Below are 23,896 nucleotides of genomic sequence, written 5' to 3'. Positions count from 1 at the left end.
GGTTGATCACCGGTCAGACCTTTTTTCTCTGGGTATTGTCTTCTACGAGATGCTGACAGGCCAAAAACCTTTCCGGGGAGAACACCAGGCGGCAATGACGTATGCCATAGTCAATGAAGAGCCTATTCCTGTTGAGAATTACTTGCCGGAGGCCCCGGACAAACTGGGGCAGTTTTTAGGCAAAGCACTGTCAAAGGATCCCCAGAAGCGTTTTGGGAGTGCCCTTGACCTCAGAAAAAACCTGGAGAATTTGAAAAAAAATATCAAAATTCCTGCTTCCATTAAAAGTACAGCAGATGAAGAAACAAACTCCGTTCATTCCCCACAGAGGAATGAAGAAAATAGCAATTCTACTACTGTTAGTTTTACTTTCCCGAATATGAATTTAGGGAAGATCGTATACGGCAGACGCGGACTTTTAGTTGGTACCACAATTTTTATTGTCTTGCTGATTCTTACCGCGTTGTGGTATGTGAAGGATTCGCCTTCACCCATTGAAAGCAGTATGAATATTACAGACCGATCGGTTGCGGTACTGCCATTCTCGAGACAGGGCGAGGGTGAGAAATCCAGCATCATAACTAGCGGCTTGCATAATGACTTATTAACTCGCTTGTCGAATGTTGGCGACCTACAGGTGACTTCACTCGCATCCGTTGAAAAATATAGGAAGGGCCGGCTATCACCACCTGCCATAGCCGAAAGCTTGGGGGTACGGTGGATTATCGACGGCCGGGTACAGGAGGCCGGTGGCCAGGTCCAGGTATATGCACAGCTAATAGACCCCGAAACCGATGTCAATAAATGGGCTGACAGCTATCGGCGAGAATTAACAGCCGAGAAACTATTTGCCATCCAAAGTGAGATTGCCAAAGAGATTACCCGTGCCTTACAGGCAGAACTCTCGGAAGGTGAGCAAAAGCGTCTAGACGGAACCCCAACCAGGAATCTCGATGCATACGAGCTGTATGTAAAAGGAAGAAAGAGACTCGCTGAAATAAATTATAGCGATATTGAACCGGCAGTAGAAGCCCTGCATCTTTTTCAGCAAGCGGTCGAAGAAGACTCAAGTTTTGCTTTTGGCTGGTCAGGATTGGCAGATGCAACAATGTATTATAATCCCTCTTACTGGCCTGATACCGCACAAACACCTGAAATAAGTCAGGTGGAGGCGGCTCGACAGGCTTTGAAGCTGAACCCTGAACTTGCAGAGGCACATACCTCAATGGGAATTTTTCACCTAAAGAATGGTAATGGCCCACAAGCTGTACGCCGGTTGAAGAAAGCTATTGAGCTTAAACCCAGTTACTGGGAAGCCCACCACAGGATAGGAGTTTTCTATCTTAATACCGGTAGGCATGAACAAGCGATTGAACATCTTAACTTGGCAGTAGAGTTAAATCCACAGCATGCAAGAGCCCGTCACGGGCTTTATGACGCATACTTAGCGGCCGGTATGGCAGAAAAAAGCCTTGAAGAAGCTCGCCGCCAGCAGCAACTCGGACTGGAAGAGATTTCCGCTATAGCCGGCGAGGTTCGTGCCTTAAAGAATCTGGACAGATATGAACAGGCAGCCCAGATCACTCGAAGGCAAATTAAACAGCTTGGTTCGTATACCGGTTGGGGCGGTTGGTTCAATGCATATATGGTTAGTATCTTGGCAGCACAAGGCGATACGGTAAGTGCCCGAAAATATTTAGATGAACTCCGGACCGCAGAAGTATTTCCTGCTATGCTAGGACAGGCTTATGCAGCTCTTGGCGAGATTGAGAGTGCCTTTAATGCCTACGAGCAACTCAGTAAAGAGGAGTGGCGCAGATTTGGACCCAGTATAGAGTTCAGGTATGGAATTATGTATGATTTGACTCCACTAAAGAGTGACCCCCGCTACGAGAAGCTCATTCAAAGAGCGAATAAGGCTTGGAATCTAAATCCCGACGGCAGTCTGCCCGAGGAGTCGGAGAGTAAGTAATAAAGATTAGAATGCAGTTTCACCTTAGGTTTTTTGGATATGGTCATATTTTTTAAAACGTTTCAACTACTCACAAGAGAGTAAATGGGGAGAGCTAGGTGTCTCCCTCAATTGGCAATATATCATGGGAACTTGATGTAAAGGAGAGTTCAATGATGTCAGATATATCACAAAGGGATAAAGTTGAGGAGCTCAAAAAAGAGATAAAGCAACTTACCGATAAGAATGACCGGCTCCGGAGAGCGGTTGATGAACTGTCTACGCTGAATGAGCTTGCCCTCGACATCGGCGGCAGCGTGGACAGCAACGAGATTATGCGTACAATTATTGGCCGATCGATACGATCGATCGGAGCGGAGCAAGGCGACATTACGCTGGTTGACGAGGACAGACAGGATACAGCCAAAACACTCGTCAGAAGCATGGTCAGCTCCAAATCGCACTCTGCCGTGCATCTCAATCGTAATCTGCTAGGTTGGATGCAGATCAACAAAAAACCGCTCACCGTAAATGACCCTAAAGAGGATAGCCGTTTTCAAAATGTCGAGTGGGAAGAATCGATCCACTCCCTGCTGTCGGCACCGCTGATGATCCGGTCCAAACTGATCGGCATTCTAACCATCTACAATAAAAGTGAAGGAGAAGCATTTACCGATCAGGACCGGCGTTTGCTTTCTATCATCGCTACCCAGTCGGCGCAGGTACTCGAAAATGCACGTCTTCATGAGGAGGAAGAGGCTTTAAAAAAGATGCGACATGAGGTGGAGCTTGCAGCAAAAATACAGCAAAAGCTGCTGCCTGATGAAGAACCTCAAGTTGAAGGTTACGAGCTCTGTGGTCGAAATATAACCGCCCGTTCGGTAGGAGGGGACTACTATGACTTTTTCCCACTGGATGACCAAAAATGGGTCATCTGTTTGGGTGACGTGAGCGGAAAAGGAATGCCCGCATCCCTATTGATGTCGAATCTGCAGGCCATGCTGCGGGGACAAGTGCTCTATCAGCCTTCGCCTGCAGATCTGCTAAAAAATGCCAACCGGCAGTTTTTCCAAAGTACCGATGCCGAAAAGTTTGTAACCTTTTTCCTGGGAATTCTGGATACCTCCTCTCACACCTTCCGCTATTCTAGCGGGGGACACGAGTACCCTTTCGTGCTGCACCCTGATGATGGTTTTTCCCGCTTGAAGAGTGGCGGTCTGCCCCTGGGAGTGATGGATAACCAAGAGTACGAAGAATATACGGTCACACTCAATCACGGCGAAAAACTGGTCATATTTTCCGATGGAATCATTGACAGCCGTAATGAACAGGATGATCGGTTCGGTGAGGAAAAACTGCAAAGACTTTTGATGAATGAAAAAGATAAGAGCGGTAATGAGCTTATGAACAATATCTTTGATGCAAGTCTAGAACATAATGCAAACCAGGAACCCTTTGATGATATGACCATGGTAGTTCTTTCACGGAATCCCTAAATCTTCCCGATTATGGTAATGCGATTGGTTGAAGCCAAAATAGCACCGGAACTCCTGAATGATTTTAAAGTAACTTACAGGGATAAAATTATTCCGGTTTTAGAGGATACAACCGGCTGCCTGTTCGCCGGACTGCTGCAAAGCCTCTCAAAGTCGGAGCAACTGGTCTCACTGACCCTTTGGCAGAGCAAAAAAAATGCTCAGAAATATGTTGATTCCGGCACATTTCAAAAAAATCTAGACCTCGTAAATCCTTACATAGAAGAGAGCTCCGAATGGAAAATTCAGCTTTCTAAAGAGCATATTCTCAATTATGAACGGGTAAAACAGGAACCGAGGATAAAAAGCTATAATCTGAACAACCTCGATGACAAATCTATTTCCGAAGAGATTGATATCAGCAGAAATTACCTTAGGGTGCTCTCTCTCAACCTGGTCCCCGGAAAGGAAAAAGACTTCAAGCGAATATATTATCATGAAATTCAACCTGAATTGAAAAAAGTATCTGGGTGCCGTTACTCGTTTTTAATCGATAACACTGAAGACGGCGATGAGATACTCTCATTTACAATTTGGGATGACCTGCAATCAGTGAGGCAGTACGAAAAACTGGGAAAGTTTCAATCTCTACTCGAAAAAATTCAACATACCCTCGACGAACTCTATCAGTGGAAGATGGCTCTGGAAAAACAGGAAAAAGCAACCGTGGCGGTCAGCTCCCGTGATATTGATGTCAGTAAGTTCACTCTGGTCACCGGTAAAAGATTCACCTAATTATGAAACAAGGAAATATAGCTTCTGTATATTATTGTTTATACCTTTGCTAACAAGGGATCTTTTACTACATCATTTAAAATTCAGCACATAACCGTATTGGAATATGGAACTCTCCAATTTAATTAAAAAGGTTGATGGGCTCCCTGCCTTATATAAGAGCGACATTCGGGCAGGCGACCATGTACGGATTAAAACCCGGAATTCAACCTACTGCCTGAGAGTTCTTGAGAACGATACCTACCTGGTAGAGGGAGGAAGGTTTGACCGGAAGAAGGAGAGCCCGCTTCAAATGAGCATCACCGGATGCGGCCTTGGCGGGGCATTCGTAAAAACCGACCTGGTTGCAGCCTGCGGATTGAATATTGAATTTGAAAACCGGGTCATTACCAGTACCGTGATGAGTTTCGCCGTATTTCGCAACGAACATCTAAACTAATTTTACCATAACAAAAAGGTAGAGGAAAAGTATCTGAGTAATATAGTCAGCATGTAAGGCTACAACATAACCGGATTAAAGAGGGAGGTTCTGTCATGGTTGGCGAGAGCATATCTCATTACAAGATCCTCGAAAAGCCTGGCAAAAGCGGCAGCTTTCCGAGATTTATTATCAAACGGTAGTAGGTAAACATAGCATTACACACCTGGCAATGTGTAGGCATTGAAACTTTCCCGGACCTTATTACGCGCAGAAAATATTTACTGCATGTTGCCGGTCTATCGCTATCCGGCTTGCTCTTCCTGGTAGGATTCGACAGCCTCTTCAACGGTTCGATAGTTATCGAATACCGTAATAAGCTTGGTCACCACCAGCAGGCTCTCGATCTTGTCGCTAGCGGCAGCAATGCGCAGATCTCCGCCTGCATTACGCATGGTAGTCAAACCCCCGATGAGAATACCCAGTCCGGAAGAATTCATAAAACTTACACCGCTGAGGTCGGCAATGACTTCGGTCTTTCCATCATCAATTAGGTCGTGCAGGTCATCATTGAACTTCGTGGCATCGGGACCACCCATTACCTTCCCCTTAAATTCAATGATCACGCAGTCGTAGCGTTCTTTAATATCATATCTCATAACTTTCCTCGCTCTCTATTGCTAATTCAACTGAAACACGTTATCTGTTTTATGTGCTAGAATGTAAAAGATAAAACAGCTAAAATAAACCGAACTGCCTATTGGTCGTTTCCAGCCGGGACCATTGACTCATGAGCCTGAACTATCAGCCATCGACCTTCCTGCTTTTTGTATACAGCCGTAAAAGCAGCTTCGGTGTTGTCTGCTACTCCGGTGGTATCGATATTTTGTCCTTTATAATTATAAGAGATCACCGCACCTTCCGGTCCCAGAACTTCAATATGTGGATCGATCATGTTTAAAGTAGATGTTTGCAGGGATCCCAGGTAATCGTGCACTATTGCCTCAAACTCATCAAAAGAGTAATAGGAACCCTGAAAATAAAAGTCAGCTTCCTCACTGTAATGACTCATGTAGGCTTCAGCATCCAAACTTTGCCATGCCCTGTTTGCCTCTTCACTGTGGGCCATAATAGTGTTAGATAAGGATGATATCTCCTGTTCTGTAAGATCTGAAGCATTTTTATTTGTACACCCAAACAACAAATAACCGACAACAAAAATAGCTATAAAAACCGCCTTACTTGACTCATTTGATGATTTCATATTTCGTGATTTAACATCTATTATAGTTTTAGTTGACAGGACTAATTGCTACCTCAAATTGACTAATTAACAGTAAACCTCAAAATTCCCAATACATAAATATTTTTGTATCTGTACCTTAGTAATAAGATGAGTTTACACATTAAACCGTTATGAAAAAGTCATTTCATGAGCCGGAACTTGGCAGTAGCCTGATACTAGCTGATAATATCGACGAGCTTAGAAACCGTAATTCTCATGACTATTTCAAAATACTTTGGAACCGGGGCGATTCTTTCCGTATTGAAATGGAGTCACTGAATATCACATTGCAAAAAAATGATCTAATCTGCCTTACCCCTCTGCAGAAGCCCGAGTTCCCAAATCCATCAGCTCGTTATTATTTGCTACAATTCAATAGAGAGTTTTATTGTATACATGAAAATGATGATGAAGTCTCATGCGAGGGTCTGCTTTTCTGGGGGTCATCAGAACTGCCAATACTAGGTATCGATGAGGAGGAGGTTCCGAAATTTGAAACCATTTTCCGCGTATTTATCGATGAATTGGATACCAAAGACAAGATACAGGGAGAGATGCTGCGAATGTTGCTCAAGCGGCTGATTATCAAAAGTACTCGTCTTGCACGCCAACAGCATTTTCCAGATGAACTGGATAATAGTAGTACAGAATTGATTCGACAATTCAATATCCTGGTTGAACAGCACTTCAAGGAACATCACCAGGTAAGCAGCTATGCCGAAATGCTTCACAAATCGCCCAAAACCCTATCCAATGTATTTGCCTCAGCAGGGCACCGGTCACCACTCGAAGTTATTCACCATCGAATTGCCATGGAAGGTAAGCGTCAACTCCTGAAAACCGATAAACTGGCAAAAGAAATAGCATTCGATCTTGGTTTCCGGGATCAGTCTCATTTCAGCCGCTTTTTCAAGAAAGAAACCGGTATTTCCCCTTCTCAGTACCGTAGAAAAAAGAACTAGCAGCATTGAAAAGGAAAAATTGACAACTATTAGGGAATAGTTGTCATTCTCATTCCGCCACAGACTCCACATTTTAGGTTTGAAGATGAAATTTCAACAAACCTTATACATGCTATGAAAAAACTAAACTGGAAAAAGGCAATTCTGGCAGGAGTTATTGGAACATTATTATTCGATATCGTTGGCTTACTTTTCACAGGTCAATGGTGGGACATTCCCGGTCTATTGGGGCAGAAAACAGGATTAGGATTTGTTTACGGAATATTCGGCCATTATGGCAACGGGGTGCTTCTTGCCATTCTCTATTCCGCTATAGCACCTCACCTGTGGGGACCGTATTGGCTACGGCCTTTCATTTTTGTTACCGCTGAAACAATAGCATTGGTCTGGCTATTTATGCTACCCTTACTTGGAGCCGGTGTAGCTGGCATAAATCAGTCACCAATGACACCGGTAGTAACTTTATTACGCCACTTTGCTTTTGCACTGCCGCTAATATTTATAGTTAATAGCGAAATACAGTCTAAAATAACACCGATGAAACAACCTTCTACGAATCAGTAACAGAATCTTACTTCAATACTATCACTATACCTAATTAAATAACGAATCGTATTATGAACTTCACAATTTATACAACCGAAAATGCACCTGAAGAATCAAAACCTCTGCTGGATGCAGCCAAGGATAAGTTTGGATTTTTGCCAAACCTACTTGGAGAGTTTGCCGAGTCACCTGCACTCCTTGAAGGCTACCTACAGTTAAACGATATTGTAGGCAAGACCAGTTTCAGCGAGATTGAACAACAGCTGGCTATCCTTGCAGTAAGTGTAGAAAACAAGTGCCACTATTGCACTGCTGTACACTCAACCATCTTAAAGAATCAGCTGAATGTTGATGAATCGGTAGTTGAGTCAGTACGCAAAGAAGAAACCCTGGTAAATCCCAAGCTCAATACTTTAGTAAGCTTTGTGAGAAAAGTAGTAGCAGAAAGAGGATTTATCAGCGAAAATGATCTGGAAAGCTTCCTGGAGGCAGGCTATACCAAACAGCAGGCCCTGGAAGTAAATCTCATCGTGGCACTGAAAACAATAAGCAATTACACTAATCATCTGGCTGATACGCCGCTGGACGAAGCTTTTCAACCCGATAAGCTTGAATTTGCAACCGCTTAGTACAAATTAAAAAGTAAATAAAACGAGGGACTTGGCTGAAGCCAAGTCCTTTTATTTTGAATAAAATCTCTACTCCCATTGCCTGTTCATCCGATCCAGCACCTCCCTATATTGTTCGTCCGAACGTAGCGGTCCAAGTATGTCAGGGAAGTAATACCTAAGTGAAAGATTGGGCCACATGCTGAACTGTTCGATCTCATTAAAGGAAGCCAAGGCTGCCTCCCTGTCATTTCTAGCAGCTTGTTGAATTCCTATCCAGAATGGATTAATTCCTGATGCCTCCTCCCCGGAAACACCTCCACTGTTCATCTCTTGGCCAAGAGCCCGCCTCGTGAGCGCTGTTATTGTAGCTACGTCCGGTAGCCAGACAGACTGGGCTTCTCTTCCGATGAGGCTATCAGCTCTAGCCAGGGCTTCCAGCGCCTCCTCATAGCGTTGGTTATGGTAGAGCATCACCCCTTCAAAAGCATATATCTCTCCCCATTCGGGCTGAATTTCTTTGGCTCGACGAACCTCGCGCAATGCTTCTGCTTCATTGCCCAAAGCCAGGTAGCTTAGCGAAGGATAGAGATGGCTTGCCGGGGCTAAAGGGTTAAGCTCAATAGCTCGCTTGGCATGAATAATGGCTTCTTCGGGTTCTCCTACAAGGAGATAGACAAAGCCAAGCCAGTTCTGTGCCGTCTCCAGACTGGGCTGAAGCTCTATGGCTCGCTCGAGTTCTTCAACGGCCTGAGTCCCCCTTTTCTGAGTATAAAAGAGTATGCCCTGAGAGGCATGAGCCTCCGCCAGATCAGGATTCAAACTAAGGGCTCTGTCTGTGGCTTCTCGAGGCGTAACGCTATAATTATCCATTGTATCGTATTTGTAAAAATCGATATAAATCAAAGCTTCACCCAGCACGGCCCAGGCGGGTGCATATTCGGGATCTTCTTCGATGGCCTTCATGAAATAATCAACGGATGCAAGTACCGCATCAGGTGTACGCTGTTCCAGCAAGCCCATACCTTCTATAAAAAGTCTAAGGGCATTCAGGTTTTCGGTTGGTTTCCGTTCCACGCGGCTCTTTTCATCCGCAGAAAGACGCGTCTCCAGTTCGCCTGTTATCTCAAGGGCCAGTTCACTCTGTATTTCAAACAGGTTATTTGCAGACAGCACCCTTTGGTAGTTGTTGGCCCAAACCTGTCGATCTTCGGGAGCATACACCAGACGAGCATCCACCTGAACCCTGTCGGAGGTTTCCTGTACTTCTCCGCGCACTATCCAGTCTACATTCAGTTCTTCTGCAATTTCAGGTATCGGCTTTAGATTTTCGCGGTATTGAAGGGTGGAGGTTCGGGAGGTGACCTTGAGTCCGGAAATATTGGAAAGGCGGGTCAACAGTCCACCGTGAATACCCATGGTAAAGGTGCTGCTTTGATTACTTCCCAGTGTTTCAAAGGGCAAAACGGCAATTCTCGGCTCCACTACCTCGGATGTCTCACCTTGACTGTAGAAGAAGTATCCTGCAATCAACAAACCTGTTATCGCTAGTAACAGAACTCCTGTCTTAGCAGGTGTGAAGAATCCCGTTTTCTCATTTGAGTTTTGAGTATCAACAGCCTGGCTGCCGGCGGTCTTCCCTCTGTCTCTTATCGCTTTGAGGTCTTTTATCAGTTCGCCTGCCGATTGATACCTCTCCGCTTTCTCTTTTGCCATCGCTTTTTGAACCACATTCGCCAGTTCCCTTGGAATATCCTGATTCAGCTCATTCAGAGGCTCAGGATCTTCATTGAGAATGGAATAGATGATCGCCTGGGCATACTCGCTGGGAAAGGGACTTTTCCCGGACAGCATTTCATATAAAACCACGCCTAAGGACCAAATGTCCGTTTGCCGGTCAACATCTTCACCCGTTGCCTGCTCCGGCGACATATATGGGACGGTTCCCGGGGTCTGACCCGTTTGTGTCAGTTTGGAAATATCTCTCCTACGCGCGAGACCAAAATCCATGATGACAGCCTGGCCGTCCCCGGTGATCTGAATATTCCCGCTTTTGATGTCCCGGTGGATGATGCCTTGTTCGTGGGCCGCTTTTAATCCTTCCCCTATCTGAATAGCAATATCTAAAGCTCTTTCAATGGGTAAAGGTCCCTCTTCTTCGATAAGTACATCCAGTGGTTTCCCGTCGTAGGCAGGCATGACGATGTAGAGCTGACCCTCTTCCGTTTCATCAATTTCAAAAATAGTGCAGGTATTGTTGTGATGCAGAGCCGAAGCCGCTTTTGCTTCATTTAAAAAACGCCTGTTACTCTCTTCTGAGGCAGAGAGTTCAGGAGGCAGGAATTTAAGGGCAACCGTACGATCGAGCTTGGTATCATGCGCCTTATATACCACACCCATACCCCCTTCTCCAAGCTTCTCGCTAATGGTGTAATGCTTTACGGTTTTGTCAATCATTCTTCTCTTTTGAACCTGTTATGGGCATGGGTGTAAGGACCTTCATCCTACTCGCTGATATGAATACTGCTATCCATCTGCATATATGGCGTACACACGAGAATAATCTTCAAATAAATGGTTAAATACAATTTAGAGGTATCAATGAAGAAATTGACAGCTAAAAAATTGCTGAATGTCTATGCAGATCTTCCCATGTCCGGAATATCAATCTGCGAGGATAGTATTTTTTTACAATGCTTAATAATTTATATCCTCATTTATAGCTTTTTTCTTAAATAACTGTAGATTAGGAACATAAGGCGAGCTTGCGGTTTTGCATTATAAATGAATTATTAAAAATGGAATGGCCGGTTCACTGAACTTAGATAAAAGCGCGTAACAGCTGTTGCGCTCTGCTTAGAGAAGGTAAACGGGTTCATCCTAAAGCACGCATAAATTTTTAATTCACCTGAACCATAATTAATCCGGGGTAAAAGTATGAACTATAGTGTCAATGAACGATATGGATGCGTCGTAATAGATCTCAACGGTAAGGTGATGGGAGGACCGGACGCTGAAACCTTTAGAGAAACCTTGCATAATTTGATAGAAGAGGGCAAGACCAATGTCGTCGTCGATCTCAGTAATGTGAAATTTATGAACTCATCCGGGCTCGGAATATTGATTGGAGGTTTGACCACCATGAGAAATGCGGGCGGAGATTTAAAAATTTGTGCTGCTACCGAAAATATCAAAAGTATGCTGATGGTATCACAGATACTAAAGGTATTTGATCACCATGATACCCTCGAAGGAGCCCTGGAAGCCTATAGGGAGTAATTAGGCTAAAGAAGTGGGGAGCTTCAATACACTGTAAAGCTTATACTATGCTCAAGAGCCGGTTGCTTATTGGTTGAATCCGGTCTGTAATGAATACTATAGCGATAATTCCCAATTTCCCAGCTGCCGGGATATGCCGATCCCCAGCAAGCAGTTTGTTCGGTGAGGTCACTGCCCGCGGGTATCCAGCTGTCTGCAACTGCATTCGCAATGGTAGCATCATCTTTTCCATGAAGGCGGAATTCAAAGTTAAGATCACGATTTACGGGTGCCGGTTCATGTTCTGCAACTAGCTCCCAGCATACTATCCGGGCATTGTGGATTGAAAAGGCATTGCTGTAAAACCTGTTCTCTGATCCTGCAGGTGTTATACCTGCAGTTTTGTTGTAAGTCCAACCCGAGCGTATTCGAAGCTCTCCGTGTCGAACCTTCCTCAATGACTTTCCCTGCCGGGAGAGCAGCTCCTCAATCGAAAAGTTATCCATAATATTTCCCTTGGAATAAATTTTGTTAGATTCTTTTTCAATTTCTTTCGGGAATAAAGCTGTACAAAATCAGGCAGAGGCAAGTTAGATATAGATATTTGAGTCCGGGCATAAGACCAATAAATTGAGATTGGAACACCCAAACCCGGGCAGGGTAAATGATTACCTTGCCAGAGCGGATGTCTGTAAATGATATGATCTAAAATAAATCTCATCCCACTCATTTAGATGACGTGAAACACCTATTTTAAAATATGGGTGTTTACACCTACCGAATTAATTGAAAACACTGAACATTTTAATAAGGGTAAAGACTTAACTGTTAGACCTATCAAAATAAAATGCCACATTAATATTTCTTAATTTAATCTTTTCTAATAAAATCCTACTATGTTATCAATCTACGGTGGAAGGTTGACTACCTTCCAAGGGGTGAAAGACAAACAATAGATTTTAGGTGCATAGGAGATGACAGAACAAGAGCAAGCTGTAGCTTTTTTAAAGCAGGAGTGGGATAAGATAATATCCGACATGCAATCACATGCCAATCAGATTGATCGTAATTTACAATTGATCAATCGTTACAGTACCATCCGCGACAGCCTCAAGGAAGATGGGTATGATGTTTCAGAAGCCAAAAAATATGAGCTGACCGGCGGGTACCGGTAATTCTCAATAGCCGCATTCATCACAGAGTTTAGCAGGTAGATTATATATAAGGATAGGAGTAGGATAACGAAAGTAAACCTTGCCGTCCGGAGAGATAGCATAAGGTAACAGCAACCACAGTATAAAAGTTAGCAATGAACACAAATATAGAAGATTCAACAAAGAAGTACGGTGAAACAATAACCCGAAAAAATATTAAGCCACTCTATGTTTCACTGGAAGATATGATTCCGGACTACAGCGAGTTGATTGAACAGCATGAAAGCAACAACACGGAGAAGTCAGCCTCCGTCTGAGTTAGTGCCCAAGCAGTCACCGGCGTTATAATCGCCAGGTAACAGAACGCTTTTTAAACTGCCCCGGATCCGGAATGGATTGCGGGGTTTTTTTATGAGATGCCTTCCCCGTAATCGACTGTTTCTATTCAAAGTAACTCTTCTCATCAGTAGACTTTTTAAAAAAATTACTACCTTGCACTTCTTCTTGATGATGTACGCATTATACAATCCCTAACCAAAATAACGAGGAATCACACTTATGAAGAAAGTTAATCACACCTCTGCCGGCATAAGCCGGGCAGTCCTGCTTTCTCTTTTGTTGCTCCTGGCCTATTCATTTAACGGTGTACAGGCTCAGGACACCAGTACCGAAGACGTGGTCACCGACTTTTTAAATGTTTACCAAACCACTACCGGCAAAATGGTTCAGCTGGCCGGAGCAATTCCCATGGATACTTACGACTGGCGCCCGGCCGAGGGTATACGCTCAGTAAGGGAAGCGATATTACACGTGGCCAGCGGAAACTATTATTTCGGATCCATGCTTGGGTTTGAATCTCCAGAGGGTGTTGACCCGCGCACACTGGAACAGTCCGGAATGAATAAGGACGAAGCCATAGCCACTCTTGAGGAGTCGGTTGCCTATGTCAAAAGTGGCATCCAAAATATGAGTGCGGCAGACTTTGAGACAAAAATAGATTTCTTCGGAAATGAGGTTACCAAAAGACAGGCTGTCTTTGTTTTGGGTGATCACGCCGCAGAACACCTGGGTCAACTTATCGCCTATGCCCGGTCGAATGCTGTAGCTCCGCCATGGAGTCAATAGTCGTTGGGGTTATTCTACTTTCAAAAATTTAGGCTTTATACACCGTAGTAATAATATAGTAATTTAAAAGGTATAAGGGATAAGGGATAAGGGAGTAACAACGAGAGGGAAGGTAGAAAAAGCATGCCGGCACCTATCAAGTGCCGGCAATAGACTATTCATCAAGAGAGTATTACACATTGAGAGTGTGTGTAATGCCTTGTTAACTTGCACAAAATGAATTTGTTCCCGAAAAAAATATTTTTCTAATATTCATCGGAAAAACACTCTTTATGTTAACTCAGAGGCATTTTTGCGACTTGCCACATCTATAAGATGTCCAAAAGAAACAGATAGAATTGTTAATCTGTGACAAATCCGCGCTTCTCTGCGTATTCAAGTAATTGGGCCTTCAGCAGGTTTCTTCCGCGGTGAAGTCGGGATCGGATGGTACCGATCGGCACATCAAGCATGGTGGCCACTTCCTCATAGGTGAATTCTTCAATATCACAGAGCAACACTACCGTTCGGAAGTCTTCGGGCAGGTCCTCCAATGCAGCGGAAACATGATCATCCACCAACTCCCGGTACATTAAATCTTCCAAATCGGAGGTATCGGTACTCTCGGCACGAATGGTCTCGTAGAAGGATGAGACCTCATCAAAATCCACCTGGTTTGGCTGCTTGGATCTTTTCCGGTAGTCGTTGATAAAGGAGTTTTTCAAAATCCGGAAGACCCAGGCTTTGGGATTGGTGCCCATTTCATAACTGTCGAAAAACCGAAATGCTTTTACAATGGTATCCTGTACCAGATCTTCAGCTTTATCCGGATCCTGCGTCAGTTTCAGTGCAAAATTGTACATTGCATCCAGGTGAGGAATGATCTCTTTTTCGAAATCTTCCTGTTTCTTGACCTCATCTCGCGTTAATTGTGCCATACCGGCCCGTGTAAAATTATCTCTATTGCTATATTTCGTTAACCAATCCTTTTATTCTATAAACCCAGCTCGGAAAGCACATGCTGACATTTCAGAAAGTATCTGAACCGTTTATAGTCACCACTTTTAAGCAAAAACCGTTTTAAATCATTCCGGAGAGGCAAAAATAATAGAACACGGATGAAACAGATGCTGCAGATTTGCGCTGATTTATGAAAGGAATACACAAATAAAAATCTGTGGATATCAGTACCATCCGCGTCATCCGTGTTCCATAAAAAAACCCCGACTGCAATCAAGCAGCCGGGATCGTCTGTAAGTATGCAGGCTTTGAATGCATTGAACTCACAGAGTAAATAAGACTGCAAAAGAGCACAAAAGTTACAAGCTATCTAAAGCATTTATTTTTCTGCCGTTAACAACCTGTTGTATTCATCCCAATAACCTGTATAAAAGGACGCTATCATAGATTCTCCGGTTTTATCACGCCTGCCTTGTTAGCCTTATCCGGTGATCGATTTCGCTCATTTTAAAGTTCATAAAGCCGGCGACAATGAGTAATTTGCCAGCTGGCTTCACATCTTAAATCTCACAGTGATACAATCAATAATCGAATAAACCTATAAACCCGCACCATGGAATTTGGCATCTATACCTTCGTTGAAAACACGCCTGAATCTGATTCCGGCAAAAAGCTGGAACCCGTCGAGCGTATGCAGCATCTATTGGAAGAGATCAAATTGGCGGATGAAGCCGGCCTTGACGTATTTGGAATCGGAGAGCATCACCGCAAGGAGTACCTCTCCTCATCGCCGGCTACGATTCTGGCTGCCGGAGCCGCAGAAACCGGTAACATTCGTCTGAGCAGTGCCGTCACGGTTCTGGGATCGGAAGATCCCGTTCGTACCTGGCAGCAGTTTTCGACCCTGGATCTCATTTCCGAAGGCCGGGCCGAAATCATGGCCGGACGCGGATCTTTCATCGAATCATTCCCTCTTTTCGGATACGATCTGCAAGATTACGACGAACTTTTCTCCGAGAAGCTGGACCTGCTGCTGAAGTTGCGTGAGCAGGATACCATCACCTGGCAGGGATCGCACCGTCCTTCCATTGATAACCGTGGTGTCTATCCGAGGCCTCTTCAAAAAGAGCTGCCGATTTGGGTTGCCGTGGGAGGTACACCACAGTCGGCTTATCGCGCCGGGGCTCTGGGACTCCCCATGGCGCTGGGAATAATCGGGGGAAGGCCGGCACAGTTTAAATCTCTGGCCGATCTGCACGAAAGAGGCGCCCGGGAAGCAGGACATAATAAGCCAAAATTAAGCATCAACTCACACGGATTTATTGCAGAAGACTCTCAGGATGCCGGGGATATCGCATTTCCTGCTTTCAAGGAGACCATGGATAAGATCGGTAAAGAACGTGGCTGGCCGCCGATGACCCGTGAACAGTTTAAAGCTTCCCGAAGCCTGGAAGGCGCCAATGTCGTAGGGAGTCCACAGGAAGTGATTGATAAAATACTGTACCAGCATGAAATTTTCGGTCACGACCGTTTTCTGCTGCAGATGAGCGTGGGAAGTATAGACCATAAGAAACTGATGCGTTCGATTGAATTGTTCGCAACCGAGGTAGCGCCAAAGGTTAATAAAGAGCTTAGGGATTGAAAAACGGTTCCGGCGGCGTATTAAATTGAGCATCAAATGGATTGGGCAGGGCAAAATTTCACCTACATCAACGGCCCTGCCATTCAACCCAGTTCAATTTGCTTTCGACCAGCTCCTCTTCGCCTTCATGACGGTAGGCTGCCAGCTTCTCTCCTTTGCCTATGCTGTAATCCAGGCAGCAGACATTGCTGCGTTCCAACTCCGGCTTCCCCGAAAGCCAGTAGTGTCCGAAAAAAACCGGCTTTTCATCTTCTGTATAGTAGCCATCCTGGTAATCAGCGGGATCAAAATTACCATTTGTGCTGCCTTCCATCTCCTCGGCAAAACTCCAATCCTCCAGAGTGACCTTTTGTGGATCCAGCCACCACCGTACGCGGACTTCATCCCGGCGGTGTCCGTCCTTATCCCTGAAACTAAGTCCCTCGGGTAAGGTTACCTCACGGCCTTTTAACAAGGTTTCTAAAAGATCATAAAGACGGGTATTACGATCTCCCGCTTCCCTAAAATCTTCGTCAGGCAGCATGTTTCCTTCTACATGGTTCTGAAGTTCATCGATCATTGACGAATCCCAGCAGGCGTGAATAGCCCTGAAGCTCTCCGTCTCATGGAAGAGAGGGAGCGTTTTAAACCAGCTTATATATGATTGATAGTCATCCCTGTTCCCTTCAAAATCTTTCAGCGTCTCCCGGTGCTGCTTCCGGTTTTTTTCGGAGTGCGGACGAAGATAGCCGCCTCTTCCATCCGGTTCATTATAGAAGATGGCGTTCAACTCATGGTTGCCCATGAGCGCAATCGCCTGACCGGCATCAACCATCTGCCGAACGAGTCGGAGGGTTTCTCGTACCTCAGGGCCCCGGTCAATATAATCCCCCAAAAAAAGCACCTTTCGGTCGGGGTGCCGGTATGCTCCGTCGCTCTTTCGGTAGTCCAGCTTTTCCAGAAGCCTTTTCAATGCCGATGCGTAGCCATGTATGTCTCCAATGATATCGTACATAATTGGTGCTGATCTTTTAAAAATTTTAATAGCCTGTTACCGGTTCCTCCCAATGAATCTATTCATGCATTAGCACTAAAGATAACTATATCAAAGCTCGAAATATTCCGTTTCACTCTAGATGTCCTTAAGTTAGAAAAGGAGTAAAAGAATCTGCAATGAAACTCATGGCAAACTGCTGCGTATTGCTCATATAACAATCGGGAATGTAATAGTGTCGGGACCGTCATGCTGTCAAATTATCTTAAAGTTGCCTTTAGAAACATCCTCAAAAAGAAATACTACTCTTTTCTTAACCTGCTGGGCTTATCTATCGGTATTACAGCTGCCATCCTGATCTTAATCTATGTGCAGGACGAACTCAGTTATGACAATTTCCATCCTAATGTTGAACATAAATCGGTTGTTGCCCTAAATGGAAAAATCGGCAACCAGGAAGTGCAGGGTGTCTTCACGCCACCACCCATGGCCGGTGCAACCGTTGAAGAGATGCCCGGCGTTATTAATGCCACCCGAACCAACGCTCTTTCAAACATGGTAATCCGATATGAAGACCGTGCGTTTACTGAACAGGACGTTTTCTGGGCGGACTCCAACTTCTATGATTTCTTTGGCTACCAGCTGCTTAGGGGAGATGAAAGAACAGCACTGTTGGGTCCCAACAAAGCTGTCATTACCGAATCGATGGCACGTAAGTACTTTGGAAATGAGAATGCAATGGGAAAGACGCTCATTGTGGGCAATGATAAAACTTCGTATGAGGTGACCGGAGTAAATGCCGACCCGCCGCATAACTCCCATTTCCGTTTTAATATACTGCTTTCTTTCAGTTCAACCGATTACAGTCAAAGCACACAGTGGTTAAACAACAATCTCAATACCTATATCGAAACAGCCCCGGGGGTGAGTGAAGCCCAAATTCAGGCCGGTTTTGAAGACCTCATTCAAAAATATGTCGGCCCCGAAATCGAGCGTTTTGCCGGAATGAGCCTTGAAAAGATGCGTGAAATGGGAGGTAAATACGGCTTTTTTGCCATACCGATTACCGATCTGCATCTCAATGCGCCCAATGTACAGACCAGTTTCGAACCGCCGGGTGATATAACCTATATCTATATTTTCAGCGCGGTGGGTATCTTCCTGATCATCATCGCATGTGTTAACTTCATGAACCTTTCTACTGCCAGTGCGGCCGGACGTGCCAAGGAAGTAGGGCTCCGTAAGACACTCGGCTCCAATAGGCAAAGCATGATGGTTCAATTTCTGGTGGAGTCCATAATGTATGTGATATTGGCCATGGTATTCTCTATGGTACTGCTCTATCTGATTCTGCCCTGGTTTAATCAGTTATCAGGCAAAGAATTGACCCTCCAAATATTCACTGAACCCTGGTTCCTTGCAACGCTTTTAGGTATGGCCTTTGGAATCGGTTTTCTTGCCGGAAGCTATCCTGCCTTTTACCTGACCGCTTTCAATCCCGTAGAAGTACTAAAAGGGAAAATAAGCCGGGGCGCAAAAAGCGGTGGCTTTCGAAGAACTCTTGTGGTGGGACAGTTCTTTATTTCCATCAGTCTAATTGCCTGTACCCTGCTGGTCAACCAGCAGCTCAATTTCATGCAGAATAAAAACCTGGGCTTCAACAAAGAGCACTCCCTTGTGCTGACCAATACTTCCCGTTTGGGAAATAACCAGAAGGCTTTCCAGGAAGAATTGAAATCGGATACCAGGGTAGGGGCTGCCAGTTACAGTAGCTTCACCATACCCGGCACCAATAACGTCACAGTATTCCGGCTTCCCGATCGTGATAACGAATTCATAATGGCCATGTATTACGCCGATTATGATCACAAGGATGCCCTGGGCTTTGATATGAAAGAAGGGCGATATTTCAACCGGGATTTCCCGACAGATACTTCCGGTATTGTCATCAATGAAGCCGCTGTAAAAGAGATGAGTCTGGAAGACCCGGTGGGGAAAGATATTTTCTTTCCCGGTACTCAACAAACCTACCAGGTACTGGGCGTAATGAAAGACTTTAACTTTGAATCGCTGCGCAATGAGATCATGCCGATGGCCCTGTTACTCACGGAAACGGCCAATGAGATGATAATCCGTTTCGATTCCGATGATCCCAGGGAATCGGTCGCTACGGTTGAATCCATATGGGACAATTATGCCGCAGGCGAACCGGCAGATTACACCTTCCTGGACAGCGATTTCGATCAGCTATTCCGGCAGGAACAGCGGCTGGGAGATGTCTTTACGGCATTTACTATTATTGCTATTATAATAGCCTGTCTCGGTTTGCTAGGACTTTCGGCATATATGACCGAGCAGCGAAAGCAGGAGATCGGTATCCGAAAAGTACTTGGGGCAACAACGACGTCTATTGTAGGCCTGCTCTCTTCTGAGTTTCTTAAACTTACCGGTATTGCTTTTCTGCTTGCGGTTCCGGTTGCATGGTATGTCATTCAAAGCTGGCTGCAGAACTTTGCCTATCGCATCGATATAGGCTTCATGGTATTTATCATAACGGCAGTAGCAACGGCTGTGATAGTACTGCTGACCATTAGCTGGCAAACATTGAAGGCAGCCTACATGAATCCGGTGGAGAGTATAAAAACTGAGTAGTATTCCGGTGTAGTACACTTTCAAAGTATCCTACACCTATTTACTCCTCTGTGTCCCTCTGTGCTCCTTTGTGAAACTCCGTGTAACAACTAAAGTACCTCAATTACCCAACATCTTTTGCTCCATCCGGAAAGGAGCCAGTTGTATAGTTTCATAAGGCATCTCAATATTATGCCGGTTAAAAGCATTGAAGATGGCCTCCCGCAGGCGAAATCTCTCTTGCAGGTGTTCACGCTCATTTTCAATCCATACCCTCAGCTCCAGCAGTACATTGTAGTCATTCAGTTCTCTAACTACTACGCTGGGTCGGGGCTCACCCATATAAGAAGGGTCAGACACCAGATCCATAAGAATTTTCCTTGCTTTTTCGATGTCTTCCGAGACCCCGATAGTAACCTGAATATCCAGGCGGAGGTGAGGGAAATTGGTATAGGAGGTCACTGTCTTATTTACCACATCCACGTTGGGCACCGCCAGCATCTTGCCGTCTACCGTAACCACACGCGTGGAACGAAGGGTTATGCGCTCTACCTGTCCATACTTACCGTCAATTTCTACGAGGTCGCCGATTACAAAGGGCCTATCCAGGAAGATGATGATTCCCGAAATAAGATTGGAGAGTGAATCCCGCGCCGCAAAACCGATGGTAAGTCCAACAATTCCCAAAGATGCCAGTACGGCCGATGTCTTGATGCCGACGGAATCGAGAGCGGTAATGAGTCCGAGTATCAGGATCCCATACTTGATCAGCGAGTTTGCAAAAATGGTTGTGGTTTCGTCCATCTTGCTTCGCCTGAAGATCGGCTGCAACAGCCAGTTTAGAACTTTCCAAAGCAGGTAGAAAATCAGAAAGACCGCTACAATCACGAAAATGTTGATGATTCCGTTTGCAAGCAGGGTGCCTATAGTTTCCGGATCGAATACCTCCCCGAGTTTTGAATAGATATTATCAATGATTTTGCCTGCCATACGATGCTCTCAAATTCGTTACGGTTTACTACTCTTAAACATCAGTATAATTAAACTAACAGATCAAAGTAAATCGGAACTAGCCGTTTTCGTTCTGCCTGCCTTTGTATTCGATGTGGAACCAGATATAAGCTTCACGGCATAACAGAAGTGCTATAGAAATGCCGACCGCATCCTAAAGGATGAATCTTGTCGATCATCTAATGCAGCAGTACAATGGTATGCAAGGAAGCGAGTATCGGATTCGGAAGGAAATTGGATAGACAGGCAACAAATTCTCTTGATGTAAAGTGCAAACTCAAAAAAACAGAGAACATACCTGCCGTTTCATAAAAAGGTTGCAGAATTACCTGCTTTTCCGAGAGTTCGGTTTTAGTAGAGTAACTGTGTGAGGATGTGAAAGGTTGGCCGGTACAGGGAACTTCGCCATTTCTGCTTACTATTTTATACAGGAATTTACCTTAATGCTGTACTTTCGAGCTTGATTATCCCTCAGATGTAGTGGTTCTCCCCTCAAATTTTCTCTGACTTAGCCTCTATAATTTCATCACCGTGTTAATGACCTTTTACAACAAGAAAACAACCGTCTAAAACCGGTATTGGTGAACTCCCAAATTACATTCACTTTGAACCGGTGGTCGACACCAATTAACTGCGAGCCTGTTATGGAAAAAATGGAAAGAACGAAGCGAGAAGATTATATCGATGAATTGTCTGACAAACTGAAGAGTTGGGACAAAGAACTCGAAAAACTCGAAGACGATATCGACGATCAGTTTGATGAACTGGAAGACAAGTACCGTAAAAAAGTAAGCGATCTTGATAACCTTAGGTCTAAAATGCAGGATAAGCTTAACAAACTGAAAGATTCCGGTGAAAAGGCTTTAGATCCTTTAAAAGACGACCTTAATAAGCTGTTAAAAGACTCAAAGAAAGGACTGCGATCCATCCGTGAAGAGTTATTTGAAAAGTGATGTAAGCAGCTTCTGAGTGACTCAACAATTCCATAAACAAAGAAGAGAGGTATAGTATGTCTTTAGCAAAAGTCATTGAAGTAATGGGGGAAGGCAATACTATGGAAGACGCCATTCAAAATGTAGTCAAGGAAGCGTCGAAGTCCATAGATAATATCAGAAGCGTATATGTTGAAAATATCCAGGCAATTGTAGACAATGGCAGTGTGAGTAAATACCGCATCGATGCCAAGGTAACTTTTGTTCTGAAAAAACAACCTGCCGGCTGATAGATATAACCTAAAGAACCCCTTTCCTATAAGCGGCAAGGGGTTTTTTAATCTGGCATTCATTTTCAATTCCCTATTCTTCGGAAAAGGCAGGATTAATATGTCATAAACCGCCACTTTCTTCGACCTACATCATCCCTGACCTACATTCTCCTTTCGGATCAAAATAAGCCTGCACTTATACAAAAAAGATCCTATATTTAAGACTTCATTATCTTATAATGCGTACAATCGGCTATGCTTCTATCTAGTTCTTGTGTTTATGGTTTGAGAGCTTCACTCTATCTTGCCGCCAACCAGGATGGCGAGTATATCTCCATTCGGGAGATGAGTGAAAGTCTGGATATTTCCTTCCACTTTCTTACCAAAACCCTGCAACAACTTACCGCCGCCGGACTTATGGAATCTCAAAAGGGTCCCAAAGGCGGTGTTCGCCTGACCAAAAAAGGCTCGAAGATCAGCCTCTATGAAATCGTAGAAGCCATTGACGGTAATGATTTATTCACCGAATGCGCCCTTGGACTTCCGGGCTGTGGAGAGGAGAAACCTTGTCCCATTCATGACCAGTGGGCCGATGCCCGAGACAACATCCGAGCCATGTTGCAATCAACCAACCTGGTAGAACTTGCTGAGAAAGGAAAAAACCTGAATCTTAGAATTACAGCAGACGGCAGCTTTGAGTGGGGGTAAAAAAAATTTGTAATAATATCAGATTAAATACTCTTTTATACTTTACTAGACGCCGGACTCCTATGTACAATTGGCCTTATCATTGCACCATCACCGCCGGAACCTTGAACAGAGTGCTATAGACCTATGCAAACAGGTAACAAATACATTCGTCGATGGCTCTGGAGCGGTGCCGCCCTCATCTTTCTGATGGTAGTCATCGGGGGTATTACAAGGCTTACAGGATCCGGCCTTTCTATGTCTGACTGGAACCTGATTATGGGTGCCCTTCCCCCAATGAATCCCTCGGAATGGAAAGAGGCTTTCGAACAGTACCGACAATTTCCACAATACCAACAGCTGAATGAAGGCATGTCCCTGCCGGAGTTTAAACAGATTTTCTTTTGGGAATATATACACCGGCTGCTTGGCAGAATAATCGGTGTAGTATTCCTGCTTCCATTTCTCTTTTTCTGGATACGCGGATATTTCAGTGAAAAAATGCGAAACCGGGCATTGATTCTCTTCGGCCTTGGCGCTATACAAGGTGCCATGGGCTGGATTATGGTGAAAAGCGGACTGGTGGATGTACCCTATGTGAGCCATTACCGCCTGGCATTGCACCTGATGCTGGCTTTTGTACTGGTGAGTTTTTGCAGCTGGTATGCATTGGATCTGTATCATAACCGGCGTAGACATAGGCTGAAACAAACAGTAGATCTGAATGCCTGGGCACTGACAACAGCAGCACTGTTTGCCCTGCAAATAATCTGGGGAGCATTTACGGCCGGACTGGATGCAGGATTTATCTACAACACCTTCCCCATGATGAATGGCGAGTGGCTTCCGCAAAATGTCTGGTCCATGCAACCACTCCTGATCAACCTGTTGGAAAATCCCGGGACTGTTCAGTGGGTTCATCGCATCCTGGGAACCTTGTTACTTCTACTGGTCACCGGACTTTGGCTGAGAACCCTAAATGCAAATGCTTTGAAATCATTGCGTCTCAAAGCCGGCATCCTTTTCATGCTGATAATTCTTCAATACCTGCTCGGAGTATTCACCGTACTGTACCAGGTGCCGGTCGCACTGGGAGTAATTCACCAGGGCTTTGCTATGATTTTCTGGATAGCCTGGCTCTTCTATTATCACGAGCTCAAAACAAATTATCGCACTGGTAAAAGTCTGAACGGTGCCTAAACGGAAGTACATCAAATTTCAATTAACTCAGT

The 23,896-nt window shown here is 44.7% G+C and carries 24 protein-coding genes; 17 read left to right on the top strand and 7 right to left on the bottom strand.

The annotated features are described in order from the left end of the window. From G3570_RS15290 to G3570_RS15275, 4 genes are all read left to right on the top strand, one after another. The coding region (locus G3570_RS15290; protein WP_165143697.1) for a tetratricopeptide repeat protein at positions 1-1,972 on the top strand (1,972 nt) is incomplete at its 5' end. A 152-nt stretch (positions 1,973-2,124) separates the two neighbouring features. Then, entirely contained in the window at positions 2,125-3,447 is a 1,323-nt protein-coding gene (locus G3570_RS15285; protein WP_249067158.1) for a SpoIIE family protein phosphatase, read from the top strand. Positions 3,448-3,459: 12 nt separating this feature from the next. Further along, complete coding sequence (locus G3570_RS15280; RefSeq protein ID WP_165143695.1) at positions 3,460-4,221, top strand: antibiotic biosynthesis monooxygenase; 762 nt, start codon at positions 3,460-3,462, stop codon at positions 4,219-4,221. Positions 4,222-4,327: 106 nt separating this feature from the next. Then, the gene (locus G3570_RS15275) at positions 4,328-4,660 is read left to right on the top strand and encodes a hypothetical protein (protein WP_165143694.1); all 333 of its coding nucleotides are present in this window, start codon (positions 4,328-4,330) and stop codon (positions 4,658-4,660) included. 284 nt (positions 4,661-4,944) lie between these two features. Here the strand turns inward: G3570_RS15275 and G3570_RS15270 are convergent, their stop codons facing one another. Next, on the bottom strand, positions 4,945-5,298 hold the full coding sequence (locus G3570_RS15270; RefSeq protein WP_165143693.1) for an STAS domain-containing protein: 354 nt from the start codon (positions 5,296-5,298) through the stop codon (positions 4,945-4,947). Between the two features lie 98 nt (positions 5,299-5,396). Beyond that, positions 5,397-5,903, bottom strand: coding sequence for a YybH family protein (locus tag G3570_RS15265; RefSeq protein WP_165143692.1), 507 nt, complete (start codon positions 5,901-5,903; stop codon positions 5,397-5,399). Between the two features lie 152 nt (positions 5,904-6,055). On the opposite strand from G3570_RS15265, the gene G3570_RS15260 reads away from it, so the two are divergent. The 3 genes from G3570_RS15260 to G3570_RS15250 all read left to right on the top strand — a co-directional run bounded on the left by G3570_RS15260 (position 6,056) and on the right by G3570_RS15250 (position 8,061). Continuing rightward, positions 6,056-6,886 carry an AraC family transcriptional regulator gene (locus G3570_RS15260; protein ID WP_165143691.1) on the top strand — a complete coding sequence of 277 codons (831 nt, stop codon included), beginning with the start codon at positions 6,056-6,058 and terminating at the stop codon, positions 6,884-6,886. A 114-nt stretch (positions 6,887-7,000) separates the two neighbouring features. Beyond that, entirely contained in the window at positions 7,001-7,450 is a 450-nt protein-coding gene (locus G3570_RS15255) for a hypothetical protein (protein ID WP_165143690.1), read from the top strand. 53 nt (positions 7,451-7,503) lie between these two features. Further along, positions 7,504-8,061, top strand: coding sequence for a carboxymuconolactone decarboxylase family protein (locus tag G3570_RS15250; protein ID WP_165143689.1), 558 nt, complete (start codon positions 7,504-7,506; stop codon positions 8,059-8,061). A gap of 69 nt (positions 8,062-8,130) precedes the next feature. Here the strand turns inward: G3570_RS15250 and G3570_RS15245 are convergent, their stop codons facing one another. Next, positions 8,131-10,497, bottom strand: a complete 2,367-nt coding sequence (locus G3570_RS15245) for a protein kinase domain-containing protein (RefSeq protein WP_165143688.1) — start codon at positions 10,495-10,497, stop codon at positions 8,131-8,133. A 480-nt stretch (positions 10,498-10,977) separates the two neighbouring features. Here G3570_RS15245 and G3570_RS15240 point away from each other — a divergent pair, with 480 nt between their 5' ends. Beyond that, a complete protein-coding gene (locus G3570_RS15240) occupies positions 10,978-11,319 on the top strand; it encodes an STAS domain-containing protein (RefSeq protein ID WP_165143687.1) in 342 nt (113 codons plus the stop codon). A 23-nt stretch (positions 11,320-11,342) separates the two neighbouring features. Here the strand turns inward: G3570_RS15240 and G3570_RS15235 are convergent, their stop codons facing one another. Beyond that, positions 11,343-11,804 (bottom strand): hypothetical protein, encoded by a 462-nt coding sequence (locus G3570_RS15235; protein WP_165143686.1) that lies wholly within the window; start codon positions 11,802-11,804, stop codon positions 11,343-11,345. Between the two features lie 468 nt (positions 11,805-12,272). On the opposite strand from G3570_RS15235, the gene G3570_RS15230 reads away from it, so the two are divergent. The 3 genes from G3570_RS15230 (at position 12,273) to G3570_RS15220 (ending at position 13,577) form a co-directional block, all read left to right on the top strand. Next, the gene (locus G3570_RS15230; RefSeq protein WP_165143685.1) at positions 12,273-12,473 is read left to right on the top strand and encodes a hypothetical protein; all 201 of its coding nucleotides are present in this window, start codon (positions 12,273-12,275) and stop codon (positions 12,471-12,473) included. A 134-nt stretch (positions 12,474-12,607) separates the two neighbouring features. Further along, positions 12,608-12,769 carry a hypothetical protein gene (locus G3570_RS15225; protein WP_165143684.1) on the top strand — a complete coding sequence of 54 codons (162 nt, stop codon included), beginning with the start codon at positions 12,608-12,610 and terminating at the stop codon, positions 12,767-12,769. A 241-nt stretch (positions 12,770-13,010) separates the two neighbouring features. After that, a complete protein-coding gene (locus tag G3570_RS15220; protein WP_165143683.1) occupies positions 13,011-13,577 on the top strand; it encodes a DinB family protein in 567 nt (188 codons plus the stop codon). Between the two features lie 341 nt (positions 13,578-13,918). On the opposite strand, the gene G3570_RS15215 is transcribed toward G3570_RS15220, so the two are convergent. Next, positions 13,919-14,494 (bottom strand): sigma-70 family RNA polymerase sigma factor, encoded by a 576-nt coding sequence (locus G3570_RS15215; protein ID WP_165143682.1) that lies wholly within the window; start codon positions 14,492-14,494, stop codon positions 13,919-13,921. A gap of 635 nt (positions 14,495-15,129) precedes the next feature. On the opposite strand from G3570_RS15215, the gene G3570_RS15210 reads away from it, so the two are divergent. Next, positions 15,130-16,158 (top strand): LLM class flavin-dependent oxidoreductase, encoded by a 1,029-nt coding sequence (locus tag G3570_RS15210; RefSeq protein WP_165143681.1) that lies wholly within the window; start codon positions 15,130-15,132, stop codon positions 16,156-16,158. Between the two features lie 67 nt (positions 16,159-16,225). Here G3570_RS15210 and G3570_RS15205 read toward each other — a convergent pair whose 3' ends face one another. Continuing rightward, entirely contained in the window at positions 16,226-17,152 is a 927-nt protein-coding gene (locus tag G3570_RS15205; protein ID WP_165143680.1) for a metallophosphoesterase, read from the bottom strand. A 228-nt stretch (positions 17,153-17,380) separates the two neighbouring features. On the opposite strand from G3570_RS15205, the gene G3570_RS15200 reads away from it, so the two are divergent. After that, positions 17,381-19,783: an ABC transporter permease gene (locus tag G3570_RS15200; RefSeq protein ID WP_165143679.1), complete on the top strand. Its 2,403-nt coding sequence runs from the start codon at positions 17,381-17,383 to the stop codon at positions 19,781-19,783. 99 nt (positions 19,784-19,882) lie between these two features. Here G3570_RS15200 and G3570_RS15195 read toward each other — a convergent pair whose 3' ends face one another. Further along, positions 19,883-20,752 (bottom strand): mechanosensitive ion channel family protein, encoded by an 870-nt coding sequence (locus tag G3570_RS15195; protein ID WP_165143678.1) that lies wholly within the window; start codon positions 20,750-20,752, stop codon positions 19,883-19,885. Between the two features lie 665 nt (positions 20,753-21,417). On the opposite strand from G3570_RS15195, the gene G3570_RS15190 reads away from it, so the two are divergent. The 4 genes from G3570_RS15190 (at position 21,418) to G3570_RS15175 (ending at position 23,864) form a co-directional block, all read left to right on the top strand. After that, positions 21,418-21,726, top strand: a complete 309-nt coding sequence (locus G3570_RS15190; RefSeq protein ID WP_165143677.1) for a sll1863 family stress response protein — start codon at positions 21,418-21,420, stop codon at positions 21,724-21,726. A 56-nt stretch (positions 21,727-21,782) separates the two neighbouring features. Continuing rightward, positions 21,783-21,995, top strand: coding sequence for a dodecin family protein (locus tag G3570_RS15185; protein WP_165143676.1), 213 nt, complete (start codon positions 21,783-21,785; stop codon positions 21,993-21,995). Between the two features lie 237 nt (positions 21,996-22,232). Next, positions 22,233-22,685 (top strand): RrF2 family transcriptional regulator, encoded by a 453-nt coding sequence (locus tag G3570_RS15180; RefSeq protein WP_165143675.1) that lies wholly within the window; start codon positions 22,233-22,235, stop codon positions 22,683-22,685. 126 nt (positions 22,686-22,811) lie between these two features. Further along, positions 22,812-23,864 (top strand): COX15/CtaA family protein, encoded by a 1,053-nt coding sequence (locus G3570_RS15175; protein ID WP_165143674.1) that lies wholly within the window; start codon positions 22,812-22,814, stop codon positions 23,862-23,864. Positions 23,865-23,896: the final 32 nt, after the last annotated feature.

The organism is Halalkalibaculum roseum, from assembly GCF_011059145.1.
Taxonomy (GTDB): domain Bacteria; phylum Bacteroidota; class Rhodothermia; order Balneolales; family Balneolaceae; genus Halalkalibaculum; species Halalkalibaculum roseum.
This window is presented reverse-complemented; position numbering and strand designations above follow the sequence as displayed.